This window comes from Pseudomonas sp. BF-RE-25, from assembly GCF_019956105.1.
GTDB lineage: Bacteria > Pseudomonadota > Gammaproteobacteria > Pseudomonadales > Pseudomonadaceae > Aquipseudomonas > Aquipseudomonas migulae.
In genome coordinates this window covers 85,952-109,162 of the sequence record NZ_JAHBDB010000044.1, presented here as the reverse complement: position 1 = coordinate 109,162, position 23,211 = coordinate 85,952, and the positions used below count along the sequence as shown (strand labels likewise).

At 57.4% G+C, this 23,211-nt stretch carries 17 protein-coding genes and 4 tRNA genes; 8 read left to right on the top strand and 13 right to left on the bottom strand.

Going from position 1 to position 23,211, the window contains the following annotated elements; translation table 11 throughout:
- Positions 1–49 precede the first annotated feature (49 nt).
- Positions 50–1,840, top strand: coding sequence for a bifunctional diguanylate cyclase/phosphodiesterase (locus KGB24_RS19995; protein ID WP_223415833.1), 1,791 nt, complete (start codon positions 50–52; stop codon positions 1,838–1,840).
- Between the two features lie 534 nt (positions 1,841–2,374).
- Positions 2,375–3,040, top strand: coding sequence for a TIGR02466 family protein (locus tag KGB24_RS19990; RefSeq protein ID WP_223415832.1), 666 nt, complete (start codon positions 2,375–2,377; stop codon positions 3,038–3,040).
- Positions 3,041–3,110: 70 nt separating this feature from the next.
- Here the strand turns inward: KGB24_RS19990 and KGB24_RS19985 are convergent, their stop codons facing one another.
- The 5 genes from KGB24_RS19985 to KGB24_RS19965 all read right to left on the bottom strand — a co-directional run bounded on the left by KGB24_RS19985 (position 3,111) and on the right by KGB24_RS19965 (position 5,798).
- On the bottom strand, positions 3,111–3,509 hold the full coding sequence (locus KGB24_RS19985) for a sel1 repeat family protein (protein WP_223415831.1): 399 nt from the start codon (positions 3,507–3,509) through the stop codon (positions 3,111–3,113).
- On the bottom strand, positions 3,510–3,881 hold the full coding sequence (locus tag KGB24_RS19980) for a hypothetical protein (protein ID WP_003223109.1): 372 nt from the start codon (positions 3,879–3,881) through the stop codon (positions 3,510–3,512).
- Positions 3,878–4,219, bottom strand: a complete 342-nt coding sequence (locus KGB24_RS19975) for a helix-turn-helix domain-containing protein (RefSeq protein ID WP_008040908.1) — start codon at positions 4,217–4,219, stop codon at positions 3,878–3,880. Before KGB24_RS19975 ends, KGB24_RS19980 begins: the two co-directional genes overlap by 4 nt.
- A 113-nt stretch (positions 4,220–4,332) precedes the next feature.
- Complete coding sequence (locus KGB24_RS19970) at positions 4,333–4,788, bottom strand: YkvA family protein (protein ID WP_008030397.1); 456 nt, start codon at positions 4,786–4,788, stop codon at positions 4,333–4,335.
- Positions 4,789–5,081: 293 nt separating this feature from the next.
- Positions 5,082–5,798, bottom strand: a complete 717-nt coding sequence (locus KGB24_RS19965; protein WP_008030401.1) for an FKBP-type peptidyl-prolyl cis-trans isomerase — start codon at positions 5,796–5,798, stop codon at positions 5,082–5,084.
- A 269-nt stretch (positions 5,799–6,067) separates the two neighbouring features.
- Between KGB24_RS19965 and KGB24_RS19960 the strand changes: the two genes are divergently transcribed.
- Positions 6,068–7,876, top strand: a complete 1,809-nt coding sequence (locus KGB24_RS19960) for a di-heme-cytochrome C peroxidase (RefSeq protein WP_008030403.1) — start codon at positions 6,068–6,070, stop codon at positions 7,874–7,876.
- Positions 7,873–9,042, top strand: a complete 1,170-nt coding sequence (locus KGB24_RS19955) for a catalase family protein (RefSeq protein WP_223415830.1) — start codon at positions 7,873–7,875, stop codon at positions 9,040–9,042. The genes KGB24_RS19960 and KGB24_RS19955 overlap by 4 nt, the downstream gene beginning before the upstream one ends.
- A gap of 221 nt (positions 9,043–9,263) precedes the next feature.
- On the opposite strand, the gene KGB24_RS19950 is transcribed toward KGB24_RS19955, so the two are convergent.
- The 4 genes from KGB24_RS19950 to KGB24_RS19935 all read right to left on the bottom strand — a co-directional run bounded on the left by KGB24_RS19950 (position 9,264) and on the right by KGB24_RS19935 (position 9,795).
- Positions 9,264–9,340 (bottom strand) — tRNA-Asp (locus KGB24_RS19950).
- A gap of 19 nt (positions 9,341–9,359) precedes the next feature.
- A tRNA-Val gene (locus KGB24_RS19945) sits at positions 9,360–9,435 on the bottom strand.
- A 188-nt stretch (positions 9,436–9,623) separates the two neighbouring features.
- A tRNA-Asp gene (locus KGB24_RS19940) sits at positions 9,624–9,700 on the bottom strand.
- A gap of 19 nt (positions 9,701–9,719) precedes the next feature.
- Positions 9,720–9,795: transfer RNA gene (locus tag KGB24_RS19935), tRNA-Val, on the bottom strand.
- A 160-nt stretch (positions 9,796–9,955) separates the two neighbouring features.
- Between KGB24_RS19935 and rdgC the strand changes: the two genes are divergently transcribed.
- The 3 genes from rdgC to sugE all read left to right on the top strand — a co-directional run bounded on the left by rdgC (position 9,956) and on the right by sugE (position 12,421).
- Complete coding sequence (gene rdgC, locus KGB24_RS19930; RefSeq protein ID WP_223415829.1) at positions 9,956–10,876, top strand: recombination-associated protein RdgC; 921 nt, start codon at positions 9,956–9,958, stop codon at positions 10,874–10,876.
- A gap of 145 nt (positions 10,877–11,021) precedes the next feature.
- Positions 11,022–11,987 (top strand): bile acid:sodium symporter family protein, encoded by a 966-nt coding sequence (locus tag KGB24_RS19925; protein WP_008035661.1) that lies wholly within the window; start codon positions 11,022–11,024, stop codon positions 11,985–11,987.
- A 119-nt stretch (positions 11,988–12,106) separates the two neighbouring features.
- The gene (gene sugE / locus KGB24_RS19920) at positions 12,107–12,421 is read left to right on the top strand and encodes a quaternary ammonium compound efflux SMR transporter SugE (protein ID WP_008035664.1); all 315 of its coding nucleotides are present in this window, start codon (positions 12,107–12,109) and stop codon (positions 12,419–12,421) included.
- Positions 12,422–12,499: 78 nt separating this feature from the next.
- On the opposite strand, the gene KGB24_RS19915 is transcribed toward sugE, so the two are convergent.
- Positions 12,500–13,261: a TenA family transcriptional regulator gene (locus tag KGB24_RS19915; RefSeq protein WP_008035666.1), complete on the bottom strand. Its 762-nt coding sequence runs from the start codon at positions 13,259–13,261 to the stop codon at positions 12,500–12,502.
- Between the two features lie 78 nt (positions 13,262–13,339).
- A complete protein-coding gene (locus tag KGB24_RS19910; RefSeq protein ID WP_223416140.1) occupies positions 13,340–15,799 on the bottom strand; it encodes an EAL domain-containing protein in 2,460 nt (819 codons plus the stop codon).
- Positions 15,800–16,089: 290 nt separating this feature from the next.
- Between KGB24_RS19910 and KGB24_RS19905 the strand changes: the two genes are divergently transcribed.
- Positions 16,090–20,748: a deaminase domain-containing protein gene (locus tag KGB24_RS19905; RefSeq protein ID WP_223416139.1), complete on the top strand. Its 4,659-nt coding sequence runs from the start codon at positions 16,090–16,092 to the stop codon at positions 20,746–20,748.
- A gap of 14 nt (positions 20,749–20,762) precedes the next feature.
- On the opposite strand, the gene KGB24_RS19900 is transcribed toward KGB24_RS19905, so the two are convergent.
- Positions 20,763–22,580 carry an ABC transporter ATP-binding protein gene (locus KGB24_RS19900; RefSeq protein WP_008040921.1) on the bottom strand — a complete coding sequence of 606 codons (1,818 nt, stop codon included), beginning with the start codon at positions 22,578–22,580 and terminating at the stop codon, positions 20,763–20,765.
- Positions 22,573–23,211, bottom strand: a complete 639-nt coding sequence (locus KGB24_RS19895; RefSeq protein ID WP_008035678.1) for a DsbA family protein — start codon at positions 23,209–23,211, stop codon at positions 22,573–22,575. The genes KGB24_RS19900 and KGB24_RS19895 overlap by 8 nt, the downstream gene beginning before the upstream one ends.

The window sequence follows — 23,211 nt, the reverse complement described above, 5'->3', positions numbered from 1 at the left end:
AGGACTGAGAGCCAAAGCTTTCAGTCCTTTTTTTTCGCCAGAGACCGCCATGACCACTACCGAACAGCTGAGTGCGTTGAGTTCAATACTGACTCAAAGCGGTTTGCACAGCCTGTTCCAGCCAATCATTTCGCTCTCTGAACGACGGATCATCGGTTACGAAGCCCTCAGCCGTGGCCCCTCCAACAGCCCCCTGCACTCACCCATTGCCTTGTTCGCCGTCGCCCGCCAGGCCGGTCGTTTGAACGAGCTGGAAATTGCCTGCCGCGAGAGCGCTTGCCGGCGCTTTAATGAGCAGCAACTGCCGGGCAAACTCTTTCTCAACGTGTCGCCGGAATCGCTGCTCGAAGCGGCTCACCAACCGGGTCGGACCCTGCAACTGCTGCAGGATTTCGGCATACCGCCCAGCCAGGTGGTCATCGAACTGACGGAACAGACGCCTACCGACGATTTCCAGCTGCTGCAAAACGCGCTGCATCACTATCGGGCGATGGGCTTTTCCATTGCGCTGGATGATTTGGGTGCCGGTTATTCGAGCCTGCGCCTGTGGTCCGAGCTGCGGCCGGACTATGTGAAGATCGATCGGCACTTCATCGACGGCATCCATCAGGATGCGCTCAAGCGTGAATTTGTCGGCTCCATCATGCAAATCGCCAAAGCCTCGCGGGCGCAGGTGATTGCTGAAGGTATCGAGCTGCCGGAGGAGCTCGCGGTGTTGACCGATATGGGTGTCGATCTGGTCCAGGGTTACTTGCTCTGCCGCCCTCAAGAACACCCGCCAAGGGAAGCGCGAAACCTGATGCCCAAACAGGACAGCTCTGCGGTGGCGCTGAACGACGAAGGCAGTGACCTCAGTGCTCTTTTGATCGATCAGCCAGCGGTCGCGCGGGGTACGCCGACTGCCACGGTGCTGGAAGCCTTCCGCCGCCAGGCCAACCTGAACTCACTGGCGGTGCTCGATGAGCAAGGCCACCCTTGCGGCATCGTCCATCGGCATTCGCTGTCGGACGCCCTGCTCAAACCCTTTGCCACCGACCTCTTTGCCCGCAAGCCCATCAGCCGGTTGATGAACGACGACTTTCTCGCCGTCGAGATGAGCCAGTCGCTGCAACAAGTCAGCCGCCTGATCACCAGCCGCGCCCGGCAGCGCATCGAGGAAGACTTCATCATCACCCTCAACGGCGGCTATCTGGGACTGGGTCGGGTCATCGACGTATTGAAGCTGATTACTGAACTGAAGATCCAGCAAGCCCGTTACGCCAACCCGCTGACCCTGCTGCCGGGTAACGTGCCGATCCAGCAATGCCTGACGCGCCTGCTGCAACAGCAAAGGGAATCAGTGATCTGCTACGTGGACATCGACAGTTTCAAACCCTTCAACGACATCTACGGCTACGGACGCGGGGACGAAGTCCTGCTGTGCCTGGCGCAATGTCTGAATGATCGCGTCGACCCGTCCCGAGACTTTGTCGGCCATATCGGTGGTGATGACTTTTTGCTGGTGCTCGGCCCGGAAGACTGGCGTAAACGTCTGACCCAGTTGCTCGACGACTTCCAAAGCCAATGCCGACGCTTCTACCGCAGCGAACACCTGGAAGCCGGCTGCTTCATTGCCCCGAATCGCCAGGGCGTGCGCCAGGAGTTTCCGTTGCTGTCACTGTCCATCGGTGTGGTGCATTTGCATCCACAGGCTTGTGGACAACTCGATGCGAGCCAGTTGGCGGAGATGGCATCGCAGGCTAAACACCACGCGAAGAATGTGCCGGGGTATAGCGTGCATGTGATTGATAGTTTGGCGGTGCCTGGGCCAGCAGAAGAACTGCTCATAGGGCAGCGGTGATTGGGCGTGCGCTTTCGCGCAAAGCAAGGCGAAGTCAAATTGCTCCAGCGGCGCCGGTTTCAGTTCGTCCGGATCACATTCATCAACTGCCAGTTGATCAAACCGGCTATAGCCCGCTTTTTGCTAATCCGTTAAAACGCTTCTTTTAGACTTGTTGCTCCTATCGTCTGACGTGCTGGATTGACCCACTGCGGGGGCAGGATTCCATAGCGTTATGGTTCATAGTAGAACCAAATCCATCTCTCCTTATTATTGGATCGATAGCGAGCACGCATCGTCATTAATCCAACCACGCTCTATCTAAACAAGAAAGACAAACCATGAACATTATTGTTCGGCACAACCATCGACCTTGAAACAAGGGAAATCCAGTTAAAAATAAAGTCCTGCTTCGAGCCATAGATATCTGGGGCATTCGGATAAGGCTTCAGCTCGAGAAGAACACACAAATACAATGACTTTAACAAAGAATTACATCGACCATATATTTCATCCGGTATAGTTTTTTCAACTAGCGAAACCTGGAGAAACTCAATGCAGTCGAGCAAAAACATAGTAGATCCTGAACTGATAAAAATTCGACGACTGTTCGCAACTCCTCTGGCCAGTATCCAGTATCCCGACGCAGAAAGACTCAATGCTGAACTGAAAGCTATAGTCAAAAGTCGTATGGCGGAAGATCACAGCGGCGCACGACGCAGCAATGACGGCGGCTGGCAGTCCGCGAACGACTTCCCTAAATGGGGAGGGGAAGCCTGCGATGCGTTGGTTAAGTTTGCCACAGAGTTCGCCATTCAACTTACCGCGGTTCATAGCGAGCAATACGGATTAACTGAACCTGGTTTCGAATGGAAACTCAACGCGTGGGCAAATGTTAACGAGGCAGGCCACAGCAACTCACTTCATGGACACCCCGGTGCGTTTTGGTCAGGGGTTTACTGGGTCGATGCCGGCGGCCGGGAGGACGATCCAGAAGTTGGAGGTGATCTAGAGTTTGTAGACCCGCGCGGTATGGTTGCATCGACATACAATCCAGCTCTGCGAATGAGAGTCGAAGATTGCCTTACTGCCGGCTTTAGTAGTACCTGTGCCGCCAGAAGTGGAACTTTCATCATGTTTACGTCTTGGCTAATGCATTCAGTAAGACGCTTCGAAGGGACAAGACCGCGAATCTCTATAGCTTTTAACTTCGGCGCTTAAATGATTTCCGATTTACTTGAATCGCCGCTGATTTAGTAGACATTCCCTCGGGTCGCACGGGCTTGATCAATTAACTGTCGCGCGGCAACCCTTTCAACTTGATCTCAGCCAGCGGGTGCCCAGACTTCAAAGCAATACGCCAAAACCGCGCCGCTTCTACCGGATCCGGCGCCTTGCTCGCCGTCCCGGCCAGACTGATCACCCCCACCTGATACGCCGCCTTGCCATCCCCCGCCAACGCCGCCAGGCGCAGCAAGCGGACACCTTCCTCACGTGCCCCAAGGCCCACACCGCGAAAAGCCAGAATGTGGCCATAGAAGCTTTGAGCGTCGACATCGCCCAGGTTCGCCATGCGTGCAAGCTGGCCTTCAAGCCAACTCCAGCAGCGTGGCTGACGCACAAACCACGACCAGTGAAACAACCGGCGAGCCAGCCAGTAACCGGCCCGCGCCTTGAGCTTGAAAAACACTCAGGCTTCCGCCGATTCGGGGTACTCGTACTCGAACACCCGCACCACTTCCGAGGCATGCCACGAGGCGGCGGCGACACCATCGGACGGCCCGGAGAAACGCCCCAGGCGCTCGACGCACTCGAAGAAACCGGTGCGCGGCAGGCGACTGGCGCCCTGGCTGATTACCAGCGAGCTGCGCAGCGGCTGCTCGGCCTTGGCGTCCAGTGCGGCCAGGTGTTCAAGGGCAGCGGTCAAGGTTTGCATGGCCGGCGTCGGCAATTGCAGGCGCTCAAGCAACGCGCGGTAGGTCAGCAAATGACGCTGGCGGCGCGCCTGATCCAGCTCGCCCAGCAACCCGTCCCAATGTTGACGACTGATGCGTACACTCACGATTCTTCCCTCCACCCTGGCACCGTCAATTCCCAGGCCAGACTGCGGCGAATCGCAGCGTCGGGTTGACGCTCGCCACTTTCGATCAAGGCCAGATAAGACGGGCTGATGCCGACCGTGCGGGCCAGCGCCTCAATGGCGATGCCCTTCCCTTCGCGCAAACTGCGTAGTTGATCCAGACCCGGAAGAATCTGGTCTGGTGTGGCCACGCGCTGCACAGGGGCCTCGCGCGGCGGTTGTTGATCGATGCCTGCAGCTTTGAGTAGAGCCTGATACTGAGCCCACGGAACAACCGCATACTCGGGCTCGCCTTCGCGTGTGATTATCTGAATATCCATGACTTCCCCGTAGGACAACGACACTTAGCGAGTCGGCGCTTTTCCTTAGAAGTGTAATCCTAACAGCGGCCAAGGTCGCGGGGGTATGAATATAGGGATGATCCTGAATCGACTCAGGTTTTTTTCGGGCCCTGCAGTTGAAGTTGTTCCGGGGTATCGGGCAAACGCTCGACCACCGCGAGCTTCTCTGGCGCCTGGCGATTGCGCCAGGCGCGGAAGGCGTTGAGCTCGTCGTCGAGAACCTTCATCAGCCAGGCGAGCACGGCGATGTCATCGAACATGCCGAACACCGGTATGAAATCCGGAATCGCATCCACCGGGCTCAGGAAATACATCAAGCCTGCCACCACCGAGATCAGCGCTTTAGGGCTGATGGCCCGGTATTCACCGCGCCAGTAAGCCAGGCACAACGCCTGCAACAAACGCAGGTCGTCTTTGAGCTTGCCCAAACGGTTGCCCTGACTGGCACCTTTGCTGGCTACCGCGAACAATAACGTCGGCAAACGCCCACGAGCGAGCAGACGTCCGGCCAGAGGCAGGAAACGAGCGAAATTCCAGGGTGCTTTCATCATTCCTCCCGCTGAAATGTTATCCACACAAATTGTGGATAACCTTGTGAACAGAGCTGCATTTCACGGCTGAAAGCCCCGTTTCATAAGGGCTCAACTCAGATCGGGCGTTTTTTACTCACATAAAAAAACCCAAGATTTCATTGACTTGGCGCTCCGCCGCGGCTAGCGCAGGCGCTCTCAATGGCTATGACTCCAGCCTGAAACATCCGTTCGCTTTGTTTACCCTTGCCGGACGCCAGATGCAACAACGCCCCGCATAAGCGAGGCGTTGTTGTCAGGACAAACGCTAATTACTTGGCAGCGTCGTCTTGTTTTGCCGGATCCTTGATCGCCAGCAGTTCCAGGTCGAATACCAGCACCGAGTTGGCTGGAATCGCCGGGCTTGGGCTTTGGGCGCCGTAAGCCAGCTCGCTAGGGATGTACAGTTTGTACTTCTCGCCAACGTGCATCAGTTGCAGGCCTTCGACCCAACCCGGAATCACGCCGCTGACCGGCAGATCGATCGGGCTGCCACGCTCCACGGAGCTGTCGAACACGGTGCCGTTGGTCAGGGTGCCGGTGTAGTGAACAGTCACCACGTCGGTCGGCTTAGGCTGTGCGCCATCAGCTTTCTTGACCACTTCGTACTGCAGGCCCGAAGCAGTGGTGGTGACACCGGCTTTCTTGGCGTTGTCTTCGAGGAATTTCTTGCCGGCGGCTGCCGACTCTTCACTCATTTTGGCCATACGTTCTTCAGCACGCTTCTGCAGTGCTGCGAAGGCTTCGACCAACTCGTCATCCTTCAGTTTCTGTTCTTTCTTGCCGATGGCATCTTCAATGCCCTGGGCAACGGCTTTGGAGTCCAGATCATCCATGCCTTCCTGAGCCAGGCTCTTGCCCATGTTCAGGCCAATCCCGTAGGAAGCTTTTTGCGCCGGGGTTTTCAGCTCTACGCTGGTCTGCGAGTCGCAACCCGCAAGTACCAGGCTAACCAGGGCCACCGCCGCCGCCAACCGATGCTGTTTCATGCTATTTCCTTGTTCATGCGCCTAAAGGGCAATCGAGTAAAGCCGCGAGCTTATCAGGCGGCCACGACCAATGGCTACCGGCATGAGAGCAGGAAACTTCTGATAAGTTCAGGTGTTTTAACGCATTTCCGGAATCGGATGATGAAGCTTCTGTCATCTTCGCCCCACAGGGACGACCGCTTTGCCCCACAACAACTGAAGTAATGGCCACTTGCCCCACGATTGCAGCTGAGGCATAAGAGAGCGACAACTCGACAAGGATGTTTAACTTGCGCCTCTTTTATCGCTTTCTGATTCTGATCGTTGCGCTGCTGGGCCTCGCCCTCGCCGTGATTCTGTATTACGTCGCCAACCCGAAACTGCCGAACTGGTCGCCAGCACAACAAGTGCATTACCTGGAGCAGTGGAGCGCGGCCGACCGCCAGACCTACTACTTCACGCCCCAGGGCACTCAGGTCAAAGGCTTGCGCTACGAGTGGTTCAATGCGCTCGAGCTGCCCTTTTCGCAACAACGATTTGCCAGCCCGGAGTACCTTGCGCGCTTCGGTTTCCTGGTCGATCCCGGCCAGAAAGCTACGCCGAACAACCCCGGCAACCTGCCCGTGGGTTTCGCCCGCCATCAAAACCCCGGCAGCCAGGAACAGTTTCTGGACATCACCTGCGCCGCCTGCCACACCGGCGAATTGCGTTTCAACGGTCAGGCCATCCGCATCGATGGTGGTTCGGCGCAACACGTCTTGCCGTCCAGCGTTCCGACACTGCGCGGTGGCAGTTTCGGACAAGCTCTGGTCGCCAGTCTGACGTCGACTTACTACAACCCATGGAAATTCGAACGTTTCGCTCGCAACGTGCTGGGCCAGGAATACGACGCCCGGCATCAACAACTGCGCAAAGACTTCAAAACCTCTCTCGATACGTTCCTGAAAGTAGCCTGGAACGACACCCATCGCGGGCTCTACCCGACCGAGGAAGGCCCTGGCCGCACCGACGCGTTCGGGCGTATTGCCAACGCCAGTTTCGGCGACGCGATCTCACCGGCCAACTACCGGGTGGCCAATGCGCCGGTCGACTACCCGCAACTGTGGGACATGTGGACATTCGACTGGGTGCAGTGGAACGGTTCGGCGCAGCAACCGATGGCCCGTAACATCGGTGAGGCGTTGGGCGTAGGCGCCACGCTGAATTTCTTCGACAGCAACGGGCAGCCACTCAAGGGCGACTACCGATATCCGTCCAGCGTGCGGGTGCGCGATTTGCACCTGATCGAAGAAACCCTGCAACGACTCAAACCGCCTGCCTGGCCGGAAGAGCTGCTGGGCGCTGTCGACAAGCCTTTGGCCGCCAAAGGTCGCGCACTGTTCACCGAGAACTGCGCCGGTTGCCACGTTCCGCGGACGATCCAGGAAGGCGAGCGCTGGGTGCAGCAGTTGCACATGCTGCCCGTCGACGTGATCGGCACTGATCCGACGGCGGCGAGCAACATCGCCAACCACCGTTTCGACCTGACCGCGCTGCAATGGGACCCGACGGAGCTGGCACAGATGGACGTGAAGCTGCACCCGACACCCGAGGAACCGCTGGACCTGAGCCAGCTTTCGGTGGCCAAGGGGCTGGCCTACGTCACCGCGTTCGTCGAGGACCGGGCTTACCGGGAGGCCAAGGTCACAGCCGCAGAAAAGCCTCGGCTCGATGGCTTCGGCCTGCCGATCGGCGTTCGTGAAAAAGTCGCCTACAAGGCTCGGCCGCTGTCAGGCGTCTGGGCGACCGCTCCGTTCCTGCACAACGGCTCGGTGCCGAGCATTTATCAATTGCTCTCGCCTCAGGACGAACGCGCGGCCACCTTCTATAAAGGCACGTTCGAGTACGACCCGAAACACCTGGGCTATCGCACCGAAGCCTTCACCAACGCATTCCTGTTCGATACGCGCATTACCGGCAACCACAACAGCGGCCATGAATTCCGCGCGGGTAAACGCGGCAACGGGGTGATTGGCCGACTGCTGCAACCCGAGGAACGCTTTGCGTTGCTGGAGTACCTGAAAGTGCTGGGCGGCCCGCTGGAGGCGCAATTGCCATGATCATGACCACCTTCAAGAAGGATTTGCCGATGTTTGCCCGGTTCTGGTTGTGGCTGGGTCGCCTGCTCGGCAAAACCCTGCTGGTTTTACTGTGCATCGGCTTGCTTGGCTGGGCGCTGGCCACCGCCTGGTTTGCCTGGCAGCACCGCGGACCGGTCTCGGCACTGGAGCAGATTCCGGATGGCGAAGCCGCCATGACCCAGGATGTGATCCAGACCGCCGTGCGGATTGTCGATCAACACCGTGAAAGCACCCGCTATCTGCGTGATGCCCATGCCAAGGCCCATGGCTGCGTAAAGGCCGAGGTGCAGGTGTTGCCGGATCTGGCGACAGAGTTGCGTCAAGGTGTGTTCAGTGAGCCGGGCAAGACCTGGCAAGCGACGATGCGCCTTTCCAACGGCAATGCCTACCCGCAATTCGACAGCATCCGCGATGCACGGGGCATGGCGATCAAACTGCTCGATGTGCCAGGCAAGCAACTGCTCAGCGATCAACAGCGGCGCGGCGAACAGGACTTTGTGATGTTCAGCCATCCGAACTTCTTTGTCAGCGATGTCGCCGAGTATCGTCAGAATGTCGCCGCCCAGGCGGACGGCAAGAAGGTGATGGCGTTCTTTCCGGGCTGGGACCCGCGCACCTGGCAGGTCCGTCATCTGTTTATTGCCTTGGCGACGCTTTCTCCGCCACCACCAAGCCCGACCCAGACGACGTATTTTTCGGTTTCGCCCTACAAATTCGGCGAGGCCAATGCCAAGTTTCGGGTCATGCCCGACCCAGCGAACTGCCCGACCTATGCCCTGCCCGGGCAAAACCAGAAGTTGCCGAACTTTCTGCGCAATGCGCTGAACCAGCAACTGTCGACCGATCGGGTGCCTGCCTGTTTTGTCCTGCAGATCCAGCGACAGGATGCAGGCAAGTACATGCCGATCGAGGACACCAGCGTTGAATGGAAGGAAAGTGACGCGCCTTTCCAGACGGTGGCGCGGATCAACGTGCCCGCCCAGGACTTCGACACGCCAGCATTGAACCTGCAATGCGACAACCAGTCGTTCAATCCATGGTTTGGTGTTGAGGCCCATCGCCCGATTGGCGGCATCAACCGCTTGCGCAAAGCTGTTTACGAGGCGGTCAGCGATTACCGACACAGCCGAAACGCCGAACAGTAGGAGCAAGCTTGCTCGCGATGGACGTTAACGATAACGCGCGCTTTCTGACTGAACGCGTTGCCCTTGAGTTAATCGCGAGCAAGCTTGCTCCTACAGCGGCCGAACAAGTCGCGGTCTTGAGCGCAATTCAGCAGAAAGCCAAACTCCAGACAGCAAAAAGCCCGCTTAAAGCGGGCTTTTTCCGTGGTGACCTGGCGTTCAGTGTTCCAGGTTACCGAATATGGCGCAGCGGACGGGACTCGAACCCGCGACCCCCGGCGTGACAGGCCGGTATTCTAACCGACTGAACTACCGCTGCGCGTAGCGTTGAAAGTAAATGGTGGGTGATGACGGGATCGAACCGCCGACATTCTGCTTGTAAGGCAGACGCTCTCCCAGCTGAGCTAATCACCCTTTACCTTCGTTGCGGGGCGCATTGTGCCACAGATTTTCATAACGTGTTGATTTAATTGATAAATAATTCAAAAAAATCTGAAAACCGGTGAAACGACGCATCCAGCAGGAACTTCAGGCAGAAAAAAACCCGCGTTAGCGGGCTTTTCCGTGGTGACCTGGCGTTCAGCGTTCCAGGTTACCGAATATGGCGCAGCGGACGGGACTCGAACCCGCGACCCCCGGCGTGACAGGCCGGTATTCTAACCGACTGAACTACCGCTGCGCGTAACACTTGAAGCGAATGGTGGGTGATGACGGGATCGAACCGCCGACATTCTGCTTGTAAGGCAGACGCTCTCCCAGCTGAGCTAATCACCCTTCACTTTCGGTGTGGCGCGCATTCTACGGAGCGACCTCACCTCTGGCAAGCACTTTTTTAAATAATTTTTTCAGGCCTTCCAAAGGCTTAGAGAAGGGTTGGCCTATGGCGCCACGAAGAGAATAATGCCCCACTTTGTATAAAGGAGAGACTCGCCCCATGTGGTTCAAAAACCTGCTTATCTATCGCCTGACCCAAGATCTGCCTTTTGATGCCGAGGCGTTGGAAACTGCACTGGCCACCAAACTGGCGCGTTCATGTGCAAGCCAGGAGTTGACCACCTACGGTTTCGTCGCGCCTTTCGGCAAGGGCGAAGATGCACCACTGGTGCACGTCAGCGGCGACTTCCTGCTGATCTCCGCCCGTAAGGAAGAACGCATCCTGCCGGGCAGCGTCGTGCGTGACGCCGTTAAGGAAAAGGTCGAAGAGATCGAAGCCGAACAAATGCGCAAGGTCTACAAAAAGGAACGCGATCAGATCAAGGATGAAATCATCCAGGCCTTCCTGCCGCGTGCCTTTATCCGTCGTTCGTCGACCTTCGCTGCGATCGCGCCGAAACAGGGCCTGATTCTGGTCAACTCGGCCAGCCCGAAACGCGCCGAAGACCTGCTGTCGACCCTGCGTGAAGTGATCGGCACCCTGCCGGTACGCCCGCTGACTGTGAAAATGTCCCCGACCGCCACCATGACTGAATGGGTCACCACCCAGAAAGCCGCGGACGATTTCTTTGTGCTGGACGAGTGCGAGCTGCGCGACACCCACGAAGACGGCGGCATCGTGCGCTGCAAGCGTCAGGACCTGACCAGCGAAGAAATCCAGTTGCACCTGAGCACCGGCAAAGTGGTCACTCAGCTGTCGCTGGCTTGGCAGGACAAACTGTCCTTCGTCCTCGACGACAAGATGGTGGTCAAGCGCCTGAAGTTCGAAGACCTGCTGCAGGATCAGGCGGAACAGGACGGCGGCGAAGAAGCCCTCGGCCAGTTGGACGCCAGTTTCACCCTGATGATGCTGACTTTCGTCGACTTCCTCCCGGCGCTGGTTGAAGCGTTGGGCGGTGAAGAGACGCCGCAGGGAATCTAAAGCCTGGTGATCTTCCACTGTGGGAGCGGGCTTGCTCGCGAAAGCGGTTTTACATCCAACACATGTGTTGGTTGAAACACCGCTTTCGCGAGCAAGCCCGCTCCCACATTTGTTTTGCAGTGTTACTTAAAATAAGGATCAGGCCATGCGTGCACTGGCTGCATTGAGTCGCTTTGTCGGCAATACCTTCGCTTACTGGGTTCTGATTTTCGCCGTCGTGGCTTTCCTGCAACCGGCATGGTTCCTCGGCCTGAAAGGCGCGATCGTGCCGCTCCTGGGCCTGGTGATGTTCGGCATGGGCCTGACCCTCAAGCTCGAAGACTTCGCCGAAGTCGCTCGCCATCCGTGGCGTGTGGCGCTGGGCGTGGTTGCACATTTCGTGATCATGCCCGGTGTGGCGTGGTTGCTCTGCCAGGTGTTCCATCTGCCGCCGGAAATCGCCGTCGGAGTCATCCTGGTCGGTTGCTGCCCAAGCGGCACCTCATCAAACGTGATGACCTGGCTGGCCCGTGGAGACCTGGCGCTGTCGGTGGCCATCGCCGCCGTCACCACCCTCCTCGCTCCACTGCTGACGCCCGCACTGATCTGGCTGCTCGCCTCGGCCTGGTTGCCGGTGTCCTTCATGGAACTGTTCTGGTCGATCCTGCAAGTGGTGCTGCTGCCGATCGTGCTCGGCGTGGTCGCTCAGCGCGTGCTCGGTGATCGGGTTCGCCACGCAGTGGACGTATTGCCGCTGGTTTCCGTTGTCAGCATCGTGATCATCGTCACGGCTGTCGTCGCGGCCAGCCAGGCGAAGATCGCCGAGTCCGGCCTGCTGATCATGGCCGTGGTGATGCTGCACAACAGCTTCGGCTATCTGCTGGGGTACTTCACCGGACGGCTGTTCAAGTTGCCACTGGCCCAGCGTAAATCCCTGGCGCTGGAGGTCGGCATGCAAAACTCCGGTTTGGGCGCAGCGCTGGCCAGTGCGCATTTCTCGCCGCTGGCGGCGGTACCGAGCGCATTGTTCAGTGTGTGGCACAACATTTCCGGAGCGCTGCTCTCGACGTATTTCCGCCGGATGAGCGAGAAAGAAGACCGGGAAACCGCGGCTCGGCAAGTGACTGAGTAAGCGGAAAACTTGATCCCCGGGTTAATGATGGGCACCATACTGCGCAACGCGAGGACGACCTCGCGGCTCGATCGAGTCATTAATCTGGGGACGACCCCGTCAATCGATGGAGGTCTCTCATGTCCTGGATCATTCTGTTTTTCGCCGGCCTGTTCGAAGTGGGCTGGGCTGTCGGCCTGAAATACACCGACGGTTTCAGCCGTCCTCTCCCTACTGCGTTGACGATTGCCGCGATGGCCATCAGCCTTGGCCTGCTTGGGCTGGCGATGAAGGAATTGCCCCTGGGCACTGCCTATGCGATCTGGACCGGCGTGGGTGCCGTCGGCACGGTCATCGCCGGGATCATCCTGTTCGGTGAATCGATGGCGCTGTTCAGGCTGGCCAGCGTGACCTTGATCATTGCCGGGCTGATCGGACTGAAAGTCAGCGCCTGACGGCTTGCGGCCAATACGACAAAGCCCGCCCCTCTATCGATAGAGGGCGCGGGCTTTTTCAATGGTGAGTCCAACCGATCAGCTTTCGGCCAACGCCATGCGCCCACGCGCGACCGGAGCCTTTTCCACATGCTCAAGCTGGATGCACCGTTCCAGGAACAGGTACATGTAGTCGTAGCTTTTGCACACGGCCTCGCGCAATTGGGCCTGCAATGACTTGCTCGGGTTCAGCCCCGCCAGCGTGCAGATGATTTCCAGCGCTTCCCACGGATGAGCGTCATCGTACTGAGCATGCATCTTCAGCCACTTCATGGCTCGCTTGCGATCCTCTTCGGGGAACGATGCCGCGTAGACACCATTGGAACAGACCAGCGCCGACCACTCGCCGGTCGCGCCTTCAATGGCGTAGTTGGTGGCGGCAATGGCAACGATCAGCGAGTCCGCCGAACTGGTGTGCCAGCACCAATGACTCAAGGCGTGAAGTTCAGGGGCCACCTTTTGCGCCTGCAGATCTTCCAGGCTGACACCGTGAGCACGGCTCCAGTGCACCCAGTAATCGGCATGGTTCAATTCCACACGAATGTTGCGCATCAACCATCGTCGCGCCATGTCCTCTCCGGGATGGCGGGCAAAACGGGTCTTGGTGAGGTTCTGTGCCATATATAACGCGAATTGCTCAACCACGGGCCAACCACCAATAAGGTAGTTGCGCATGGTCTTTGCGCTGAGTTTGTTATCTCGCATGCGCCTGTACAATTCGTGTTCGACAACCCGGCGTTTACTCTCGCTGCAGTCCTGGATCAATTGCTGAGCCCAGGCGGGATAACTTGCAGCTTCCATGAGGGGTCCGGTTCTGTTGAATGTGTCGATCACTGTCGGGTTCCTTTTGATTGTGATTGTAAGGATCAGCAGGAGATTTCAACGGAACGTGCCAGGCGCCTTGAACAACAAGGGCTGAGGCCTGGCAGGACGACTTTGTAAACTATCGCAGGTAAACAGATGCGGGCGCTCAACCACATACCCTTGAGCGTAATCCACCCCAATCTCCAGCAATGCCTGCTCAATCTGGGGTGTTTCAACAAACTCGGCAATCGTACGCTTACCCATTACATGGCCGATGTGATTGATCACTTCGACCATGGCGCGGTTAATCGGGTCGTCCAGCATATCCTTTACGAAACTCCCGTCGATCTTCAGGAAGTCTACAGGCAAATGTTTCAAGTAGGCGAATGAGGACATACCGGCGCAAAAGTCATCCAACGAAAAGTGGCAACCTAAGCCTTTGAGTTCATTAATAAATCTAATTGCACTTCCAAGATTGGAAATAGCGCTGGTTTCAGTAATTTCAAAACAAATCATTTCAGGCGGTATGGAATAAGCAATGAACTGTTGACGCAGGAAGTCCAGGAACGCCTCATCTCCTATAGTTGTGCCTGACAGATTAATCGCACACATCGCCAACGGCCCTTTGTGTTTCTCCGATATACATTGGGCAATGATCTTGAAAACATTCTGTACAACCCAACGATCAAGCGAAGTCATCAGTCCATAACGTTCCGCCGCCGGAATAAAACTGTCGGGCAATATCATGCGCCCGGCTTCGTCATGCAGGCGCAACAGGATTTCGATATGCCCGCCGCCTGTTTCGACATGACCCAAGGCTGCGATTTCCTGGGCATACAGACAAAAGCGGTCCTCTTCCAGCGCCATGTGCAAGCGCTGCACCCAAGCCATTTCGCCAAAGCGCAGGGACAGTTCCGAGTCATCGGCGTGATAGACCTGAACCCGGTTGCGACCCTTTTCCTTGGCCATGTAACAGGCCATATCGGCGGCGCGCAGCGATGTTTCGAGGGTGGTCGGGTGCTGATTGATGTGTACCAGGCCAATGCTCACGGTGGTCACGAACGGCCGGCCTTTCCAGACGAAATGCAGGTTCTGCACGGTCTGGCGCAGGCCCTCGGCGATTTTCTCCGCAGCTTCCGGCGCGCAACTCTCCAGCAGGATGCCGAATTCGTCGCCGCCCAGGCGGGCCAAGGTATCGCCTTCGCGCAAGCCCGATTGCAGCAACGCGCAGATGTGCCGCAACAACTCGTCCCCCGCCGCGTGGCCGCAGGTGTCGTTGACCAGCTTGAACTGGTCCAGATCGAGAAACATCAAGGCATGACGCCCCGGATGTCGCGTCAGGTTGTGCAGCACCTGTTCCAGGCGATATTCGAATTCGCGGCGATTGGCCAGCCCGGTCAAGGCGTCATGGGTCGCCTGCCAGGACAAATTGGCAATGTATTGCCGCTCCTGGGTCATGTCGTGCAACACCAGCACGGTGCCGCTGACCTTGCCGGCATTGCGGATCGGCGCACCGACCAGCGTGACCGAAACCGTGCTGCCATCCAGCCGTTGAATCAATTTGGAATGCTCGCTGCCACCGCTGAGCTGACCGCTAAGGATGTGCTCGATCAACGTAAAGCCGTCGGTCTGGGCATTCTCGTCCAGCAGATTGAACAGCGCGGCCAAGGGCAAACCTGTCGCCTGCTCGGCCTTCCAGTGCGTCAACGCCTCGGCAGCAGGGTTCATGTAGGCAATCGCGCCGTCGACATTAGTGGTGATCACGGCATCGCCAATCGATTGCAGGGTGATCTGCGCGCGCTCCTTCTCCAACTGCAAGGCGTCGGCGAACGCATGGCGCTGCTTGAGCAATTTGTGCGTGCGCATCAGGGCCAGGACAATCAAGCCCAGGGCGGTGGCGAGGTTCGTCAACAGCAGCAGGCGCAGAATCACCCGCGAGCCTTCACCCAGGGCATCACTGAAGGCTTTCGCTGCCGGCGTCACTTCATCGTTGATCGCAAAAATCTGATCTTTCCAGCGCTGGATATCGCCATTGGTGGCCTGACGGGAGGTGATGCGCTGGTGCATTTCCCGAGCAACATTATCAAGGCGCAGCAGATACGCATCCCCTACCGTCCAGAGGTCGATGGCTTTCTCAAGGTAAGAGAAGTGGCGGAAATTGAGGTACAGCCAGATCAGGCTGGAGACGTCATCCGGATGGTTGCCCCCCTTGAGGATCGCCTGGCGTGCCGCTTCGATGTTCGGCGGCTGATGGTCCAGCGCCAAACGTAACTCGTGGCCCCCTTGAGGCACGGCGATGGCGTTCTGGTATTTGAGAAATATCGTCTCGTCGCGACTGTCCGCGTAGAGATTCAGGTAATAGATGGCGTCTTTCTGGCCCTTGGACCAGAGACTTTCGCCGGCAACATAGCCGCGCACCGCCGACAAAACATACAGGCTGAAACCGCCCAACAGCGCCTGAAATAGCACGACAGCGATAAATGGCCAGACGATGCCCAGCAACCGTGGCGTTCCGAGAGTCCGCGTTTGATTCATGAGGTCCCTTGTTTTAGCACTGCCAGATCATCATCCAACGTGATCGCTACAGCTAGACTAGGGTGCGTTCTCGATCCCGGCAAGCGGGAAGCCCTTTCTATGGGCAAGTGCAGGTAAATAACGGTTTTCAGTGAGAGGCGGACACACCGCGCGACACAGTTCCTGGAGCAAAACCGTCATCACCTAACTATGTACCGCTCTCTCCTGTTTGTTTTCGCTTGAAATCGGCCAACGACGCCATCGCACCAGAGCGATGTGCAGATCAACCGATAATCAAGAGAAGCAATTACATGCAATCGAACACTTCAAACCCATCCTCCCCCTCCGAGGCTGAGTTACATGCAGGCCAACTGGAGGATTACGAACTTCTGCTCGCGACCTTGCGCGAAACACCGGTAAATATTCTATGGCCCGTTTTGCCACTAAAACCTTTTTCACCGCTCACCAAGGTGAGCGCTGACGGATTAAAAGCGTTATGGCAAGTGCTGCGCGATCGGGATTACATCGATATGTGCACAAGGCTTGAGTTAAAGCACGGTGATCTATTCGTCGAGTTCAAGGAGGGCAAGTATGTCTATCAGGCCTGGAAAAACACAGGATATAAAGTCACGCTGGAATTGACGGAACACGCCAAATGGCAGCCGCTGAAACTGCGGATTGAGCAAGCAGCAGCATTGCTGGGCGGTGTGTTGAATTCAAACCGCACCATTGGCTTCGACAGGATGTGTGTCTTTTACGGTATTGCACTGACATCCAGAGACCCGCAACAAGTTCAGGCCACGATAAAAGTCATTCAGGACAGGATCGCCAGCCATCGTTTGAAACTGGAGGACGAGTTTGAAGCCCTTGATCTGAAGCCCCTTCCAACAGAAAAGGATCTGGAAACGTTCGCGACTATCCAACAAGCATCTCCTGACGCTCCAGTCGATACGCAGTTACTCCATGGCGTCCAGACTCGCGCTGAAATAGTCGATGCGGTTAATCAATTTCTGCCAGAGAGTGTTAATTCACCGCTGACTTACTTTGCCAAGGACATTCTTCCTACTGCAACGATTGAACAAGTTCGCGCGACGCCGAGTGTGTACCTCGAAAAAATCCTGCAGAGCGCGGAGGCTCAAAAACTAGGAAACACTTTACTGACGACAATGGATTGGTACGGCGGAAAAACCGGTGAAGAGACGTCGCCTTACATCAGCACCAGACTGATAGCCAACGCGCTGCAGTATTGGCTTTGTGCACAGACCCTGGGCTCCAGTGATCTGATCGCCGGGTACGAATGGCGAAGTCGCTCGAATTGGGGAAAGAGCTATCAAGCTATCCGAGAAGCATTTGAAGCCCATTTACTCACGTCAAAACTGGCATCGTCGGACAAAGAGGCCGTGGTCATCTCGCGATTGTTTTTGTCCCGATTCCCCTTTGAGTTTCGCGTGCGGGATATTCCGGCAGATCTTGCTTACCGGAGCACGGTTGTCTGGGTCAACTTCCTCAACGGAGTCAATTTCGTCAAATCGGTCTCCCCCGAACTGCTGGACAGACTGAGCTTCCAGCAGTTGGTCAACTTGCCCATGCACAGGGCCGAAGTGGCAACCACGGAAGAATTGAACCTCCTCAGTCTCACCAGGCTGCTTCCGACCCTGGATTGGGCTGTCACCCAGGGTTTCGTTTCGCAAAAAGACCTCAAGGATTACACGCAAGCTGAAATCGAACGGGCCTGCTCCGAACTGGAAAAACACTCGAAAGAGGTCAATCAAGCGGTTATCCGAATCAATGAAGAGCCACCCAAACGGCTGGCCATCGCCAAAGCTGAAATACAAACACTGTTCGGAAGCGAAGCCTTCAATACCGACGGACGCAAACTGGCCAGGTATGACGAGTTGGCTTCAATCGGCTTTCGCGACCCGCCGCCACTCAGGGGTAAGGAATACAAGTATTACTCGTTCGCCGATGTCTTGGCGTCCGACATGTTCGACGATCAGAAAACATGGTTTGTGACTGAGGCTGACGGCAAAACCTTGAGCTCACAATGGATCAGGATGGACAAGGACCGGTACTTGAAAGCTGACAAGCCATGGCCGGTTCCCGGTAATGGATTTGAAGGCCGTCAAAAAGTCCTGTCACCGTTTACCAAAATTCCCGATGTCCCTGCGCTGTTTGACGATGCGTTCAAGCGGCATCTGGAAACGATCACGACGGCCTACCAGACATTGATCAGAACGCTGTTAACCTCACTCCCCTATGTCGACCGCCTGGCGCTGGAGGTGGGTGAAGTCAAGATTTACAGCCTGCGCAAAGAAACCAGTAAGGTCGCAGCCAAGGACGAAACGCCCGAAATTACGTTGCCGCTCAGAGCGCGCAACGGCGTGATACTGCAAGCGACTCAAACAAACGAGCCCACCGGGGACGAAGCCGCCGTTTCCGTCAGCACTTTTTACGAGCTCCTCCCGAAAGCCGGGGTAATACGTCGCCTCGAAAATTTTGATGCGACGTTGTTCATTCCCCGGATCGGAGCGATGGCAACCACCTCCAATGGGGCCTATGTCGATGTCATCCGCGACAGGCATTTACCCTTCGACTGGGACGCGCATTCGAATGGCACCCTGCCCAAGGCAACGGCCTTCTGCGAGGCAATCATCGATCAGCTGCCGCCAGCGTTCAGCGCAAGTTCCGAGATCACGGAGCATCATCAACGCGCCCCATTGACCCTGTCGTCCAGCCGCTCACTGGCGATCAGCCGACACATTGCGACCGAACTCCTGTTTGTTGACCCGCAAGCGTTGCGCACCTTTGCGAAGGGTCAGACCAGGTTTGAACTCGAAGAAGCTCAACGTAGAAAGATATTCAAGATCGCCAAGTTGTTTGTACCGTTCTGGGGCCCTGTCGAAGACGTGATGTCAGGCGATAAGAATCGCATCGCCCTGGGAATAGTCGGCCTGTTTTTCGATGTAATTTCGTTCGTGATCCCCATTGGCAAATTCGCCACGGGTTCGATCAGACTGATCAGTAACGCGGGCCAACTGGCCACACGCGCAACGCTCCCTTCATTTTCAACGCTGACAAAAACGCTGCTGGTATCGACACTGCGAGCGTTGAATCCGCTTGAGATTATTCCCGCGCTGCTCAAAGGCTTGGGCAAATCGGTGCGATACATTTATAAAACCGTCACGTTCGAATTTAACGAACTCGTGGGGAAAATCCGCTACTACGAGTACGTGCGCAGTTTGCCTCAGTTGAGTGACGCCGGACGCTGGAAGCCTGCAACGCTGGGAGATCAGCTAGCCAGCATCAAAGGCATAGATGATGTGCCAATTCGCAACATCGGCACCTCTGGCAAGACCGACTTGCGCCTGATCGATCCATTGTCCTCCAAGCCCTATGGCCCGTCGTTGACCACCCGCGCCAGTGACTTCTCGCCCGGGCAATCGCACTACAGCACCCTGGAAAGCCGCAACCAGCAATCGGTTGTGGAGCTAGCCAAGACACGCCACGTACGAGAAGTGCTTGAAGTGGACGGCCGAACCACGCTGTTCATCGATGACGTGCCGTACCGGCTGGAGGGTGACACGCTACGCCGTGCAGACTTGATTGACGCGAGTGATTCGCTGAAGTCGATACCTTGCCGACCGCGACGCGCCCCGGGAACAGATGTGTGCACGACTCGCTATGTGAAGCGAGACCCGGCCCCGACACCCGCGGTTGGCACGTTCAATGAAACCAAGGGATGGGCCACCTGGTTTGGCGACAGCATTTACACACCAGGCACAGCGGGCGCCCCGCTGACAAAGGTTTCGTTGGCCACTCACACAACACTCGACGCGACGATGGAATTCCGCAAAGGCATTTACGGGCGTGTCAAAGTCAACGTGACCGAAAAAGGTGTGACCGATACCTTCCACTCCGGAGCCGTCATCGCGGACTCGGTCGACGGATCGAAACAGTATGTTTTCACACGTCTTGATGCGGGGGATTTTTACGTTGCCGAACTGGCAAAAGGGCAAAGCCTGCGTAACGCACTGACCTTCAAGCAAGCGTCAACCTTGCCCGCCGAACTGCGGCGCGAGTTGATGGTGGTGTACACCGGCTCGTTGAATGCCAACAACATGGCGAGGATTTACGGTGTGACTCTCGTTGAGCGCGCCATGAGAGCGATGGACAACATCGCCATACCTATCGGCGGCCATGCCAATCCGCCCGATACACTCAGGCTGATCAAGGTCGATACCAGCCCCGGCGAGGCCGTGCTGTTCGATCACTCGACCCGAATGATCGTCAGGCACTCCACCGATGGCGCAACGACCTGGTCCGCGTCCAGGAATGCTCCGGAAAATGTCCGTAAAACGACAGCGCAAGTCATCAATACACTATTTCAGAGAACCGTCATCACCCTGGAATCGTCGGTTCGAGGTGGGCCCAAGGCGTTGAAAATCGATGGCGTCATGTTGGAGTTACAGCAACGCATCAGCAACATTCATAAGAGTGAATTGGGCAAGCTGCGCAATGTTGCATTCGCGGAAATCAAGACAAGACAGGGCATTAGGGAGGTTTATGTCAGCGTTTCCGGCAGACAGGGTGACACTGCTTACCTGCCATTGTTTGAGAGAAACAGAGGCTCGAAAGAGGTGATCGACGAAGGTACGAGTTACTTCAACATAGATCACGGCGCCAGCTTCCCGCAGACATCGCTGAACGTCTCCGCTTCTGGCAAGTTGCGAGCGATTCCGCACACGATCGACAACATCGAGACATACACCCCAGCACTCACCCAACGCCCTACTTCACTGGACACCGAGAGCAAACTCATCAGCGTCATACGCCAGAAATATCCGGACTCTCAGGAGCTTGAGTCCATCACTATCGCCACCACCATGGCCCCCTGCGACTCGTGTTCCATCGTCATGAAGCAATTCGGTTATGACGGCAATCCCGAGGCGTTGAACGTGATCTGGAAGTAGCCGCGCGGCACTGATCAGTGCTGCTGCAAATGCCCGTACAGCTTGGCGTACAAACCACCCTCGGCAATCAGTTGCTGATGGTCGCCATCCTCGGCAATTTGCCCGCCGTCGAATACCAGCACCCGGTCGGCCTGCTTCACGGCGGACAATCGGTGCGCAATGATCAGGGTGGTGCGGTGGCTCAGGAACCGCGCCAGTGCCTGGTGCAGGTTGTATTCGGTGGCGGCATCCAGCGCTGAAGTGGCCTCGTCGAGAATCACCACTTTCGGTTCGGCCAGCACCATCCGTGCAATCGCCAGGCGTTGGCGCTGACCGCCGGACAAGCGCACGCCGGAACGTCCGACAATGCTATCCAGGCCATTGGGCAGTTCCCGAACCGTGTTATGCAGCTGCGCAATTTCCAGCGCCTGCCAGCAGGCTTCGTCACTGCGCTCACGGCCCATGGTCAGGTTGGCGCGAATGGTGTCGTTGAACAGCGCCGGATGCTGCAGGACCACCGCTACGTTTTCACGCACCGTTTCCAGGCCGATGTCCTGCTGGGTCGAACCGCCGAAGCGGATCGTCCCGGCCAGTGGCGTGTACAGGCCCAGCAACAATTGCACCAACGTACTTTTGCCACCGCCGCTGGCGCCGACAATCGCGACTTTTTCACCGGGAGCGATGGACAGGTTCATCTGGTTCAAGACCAACTCGTCGCCGTAACCGAAACTCAATCCCTGGACTTCGATACCCACGGTTTCGCGACCGTTGAACGGGTCGACCCCGCCCGGATACTCAGGCTCATCGGCCCTTGCCAACAACTCATTGATTCGGGACAGCGCACCACCGGCGGCGTAATAGGCGTATTGCAGATTCAGTAGCTGTTCCACCGGACCGATCATGAACCACAGGTAGCTGAACACCGCGAGCATCTGGCCGATGGACAAGTCGGAAAACAACACCGTGAGCATCGCCGCGGCGCGGAAAATATCGATGCCGAACTGGAACAGCAAACCGCTGGCCCGGTTCGAGGCATCGGTTTTCCACTGGGAGTTCACCGCGTAATCGCGCACCTCCCGCGCACGTTGGCCGAGACGCCCGAGGAAGAAGCCCTGACGGTTGCCGGCGCGCACTTCCTGGATGGCATCGAGGGTTTCGGTCAACGCTTGAGTGAATCGCGAGGTGCTGTCGTTCTCGAGTTTCTTCAGGTGCTTGACCCGCTTGCCCAGCAGCACCGTGGCATAGATCACCAGCGGGTTGAACAGCATGATCAGCAGCGCCAGCTTCCAGTGCATCCAGATCAGGATGCTCGCGGTGCCGATCAGGGTCAGCATGGCGACGAGGAACCGGCTGAGGGTTTCTCCGACGAATTTGTCCACCGTGTCCAGGTCGGTGACCAGGTGCGTGGTTACCGTGCCGCTGCCCAGGCTTTCGTATTCGCCCAGTGAGATGCGTTTGAGGCGCTCGATCAGCCGCAGGCGGATGCGGTACACGATGTCTTTGGCCAGTGCCGCGAACAACTTGGCCTGCACCACGTTGAATAACAAGGCACCGCAGCGCAGCAACAAGGTCACCAGCAGCATCAGGCCGATGTACCCCGCCGCTTTCTGCCAGCCTTCGGGCAGTGCGTGGTTCATGACTTTCAGCGCCGCGTCGCCATGGCCCAGCAGCACTTCGTCCACCAGCAAGGGCAAGAGCAAGGGAATCGGCACGCTGCACAACGTCGCCAGCACGGCCACGCCGTTGGCGATCCACAGGGATTTCTTGTGATGCAGGGCCAGGCGGCGGATTTCCGCCCAGCTCAGACGGTCGACACGTGCAGCGGTTGGGGCGTCGTCAGGCAGATCATGCACAGGCAGCGCGCTCCAGCCAGCGGCCGAGCAGCGGTGACAATACGCTGAGAGGCTGATAGCCATTGGTCAACAACGCCAATTGACCATCACGCTCTGCCAGCAAGGTGGGGAAACCGGCGATGCCGAGGTCCTGCACCCAAGTGAAATCGGCCGCAGTCGCGGCATGTTGATCGGCGCGGTCGAACGCGGCTGCGAACTCGATGCGCGGCAAACCGGCTTGCTCCGCCAGTTCCACCAGCACACTGGCGTGGGTAACATCGCGCCCTTCTGCGTAAAACGCATGCTGGATCAGACCAAGCAGTTTCCACGCGCAATCCGGCGCCAGGCTGCGCGCCGTCACCAACGCCCGACAGGCCGGCTCGGTGTCGTACACAAAGCCGTCGGGCAATGCGCCTTCGATCTTGAACGGCTGACCGGTGGCCTCGGTGACCGCCTGCCAATGTTCAAGAATGTAGCGCCGGGTGGTCGGCTCCAGCGCCGAACCACTGCCGGTGCGCAAGCCGCCCACAATCAAATGCACGTCCACACCCGCCGCCTGCGCCTGCTCGACCAACGCATTGGCCACCGGCGCAAAGCCCCAGCACCAGGAACACATCGGGTCCATCACATAGAGCAGGCGGCGTGCAGACAT

What these genes read in the sequence shown, in the direction of transcription:
- KGB24_RS19995 (WP_223415833.1), top strand. Translation starts at nt 50, where the DNA reads ATGACCACTACCGAACAGCTGAGTGCGTTGAGTTCAATACTGACTCAA.
- KGB24_RS19990 (WP_223415832.1), top strand. Translation starts at nt 2,375, where the DNA reads ATGCAGTCGAGCAAAAACATAGTAGATCCTGAACTGATAAAAATTCGA.
- KGB24_RS19975 (WP_008040908.1), bottom strand. Translation starts at nt 4,219, where the DNA reads ATGGATATTCAGATAATCACACGCGAAGGCGAGCCCGAGTATGCGGTT.
- KGB24_RS19970 (WP_008030397.1), bottom strand. Translation starts at nt 4,788, where the DNA reads ATGAAAGCACCCTGGAATTTCGCTCGTTTCCTGCCTCTGGCCGGACGT.
- KGB24_RS19965 (WP_008030401.1), bottom strand. Translation starts at nt 5,798, where the DNA reads ATGAAACAGCATCGGTTGGCGGCGGCGGTGGCCCTGGTTAGCCTGGTA.
- KGB24_RS19955 (WP_223415830.1), top strand. Translation starts at nt 7,873, where the DNA reads ATGATCATGACCACCTTCAAGAAGGATTTGCCGATGTTTGCCCGGTTC.
- rdgC (WP_223415829.1), top strand. Translation starts at nt 9,956, where the DNA reads ATGTGGTTCAAAAACCTGCTTATCTATCGCCTGACCCAAGATCTGCCT.
- KGB24_RS19925 (WP_008035661.1), top strand. Translation starts at nt 11,022, where the DNA reads ATGCGTGCACTGGCTGCATTGAGTCGCTTTGTCGGCAATACCTTCGCT.
- sugE (WP_008035664.1), top strand. Translation starts at nt 12,107, where the DNA reads ATGTCCTGGATCATTCTGTTTTTCGCCGGCCTGTTCGAAGTGGGCTGG.
- KGB24_RS19915 (WP_008035666.1), bottom strand. Translation starts at nt 13,261, where the DNA reads ATGGAAGCTGCAAGTTATCCCGCCTGGGCTCAGCAATTGATCCAGGAC.
- KGB24_RS19910 (WP_223416140.1), bottom strand. Translation starts at nt 15,799, where the DNA reads ATGAATCAAACGCGGACTCTCGGAACGCCACGGTTGCTGGGCATCGTC.
- KGB24_RS19905 (WP_223416139.1), top strand. Translation starts at nt 16,090, where the DNA reads ATGCAATCGAACACTTCAAACCCATCCTCCCCCTCCGAGGCTGAGTTA.
- KGB24_RS19895 (WP_008035678.1), bottom strand. Translation starts at nt 23,211, where the DNA reads ATGTCTGCACGCCGCCTGCTCTATGTGATGGACCCGATGTGTTCCTGG.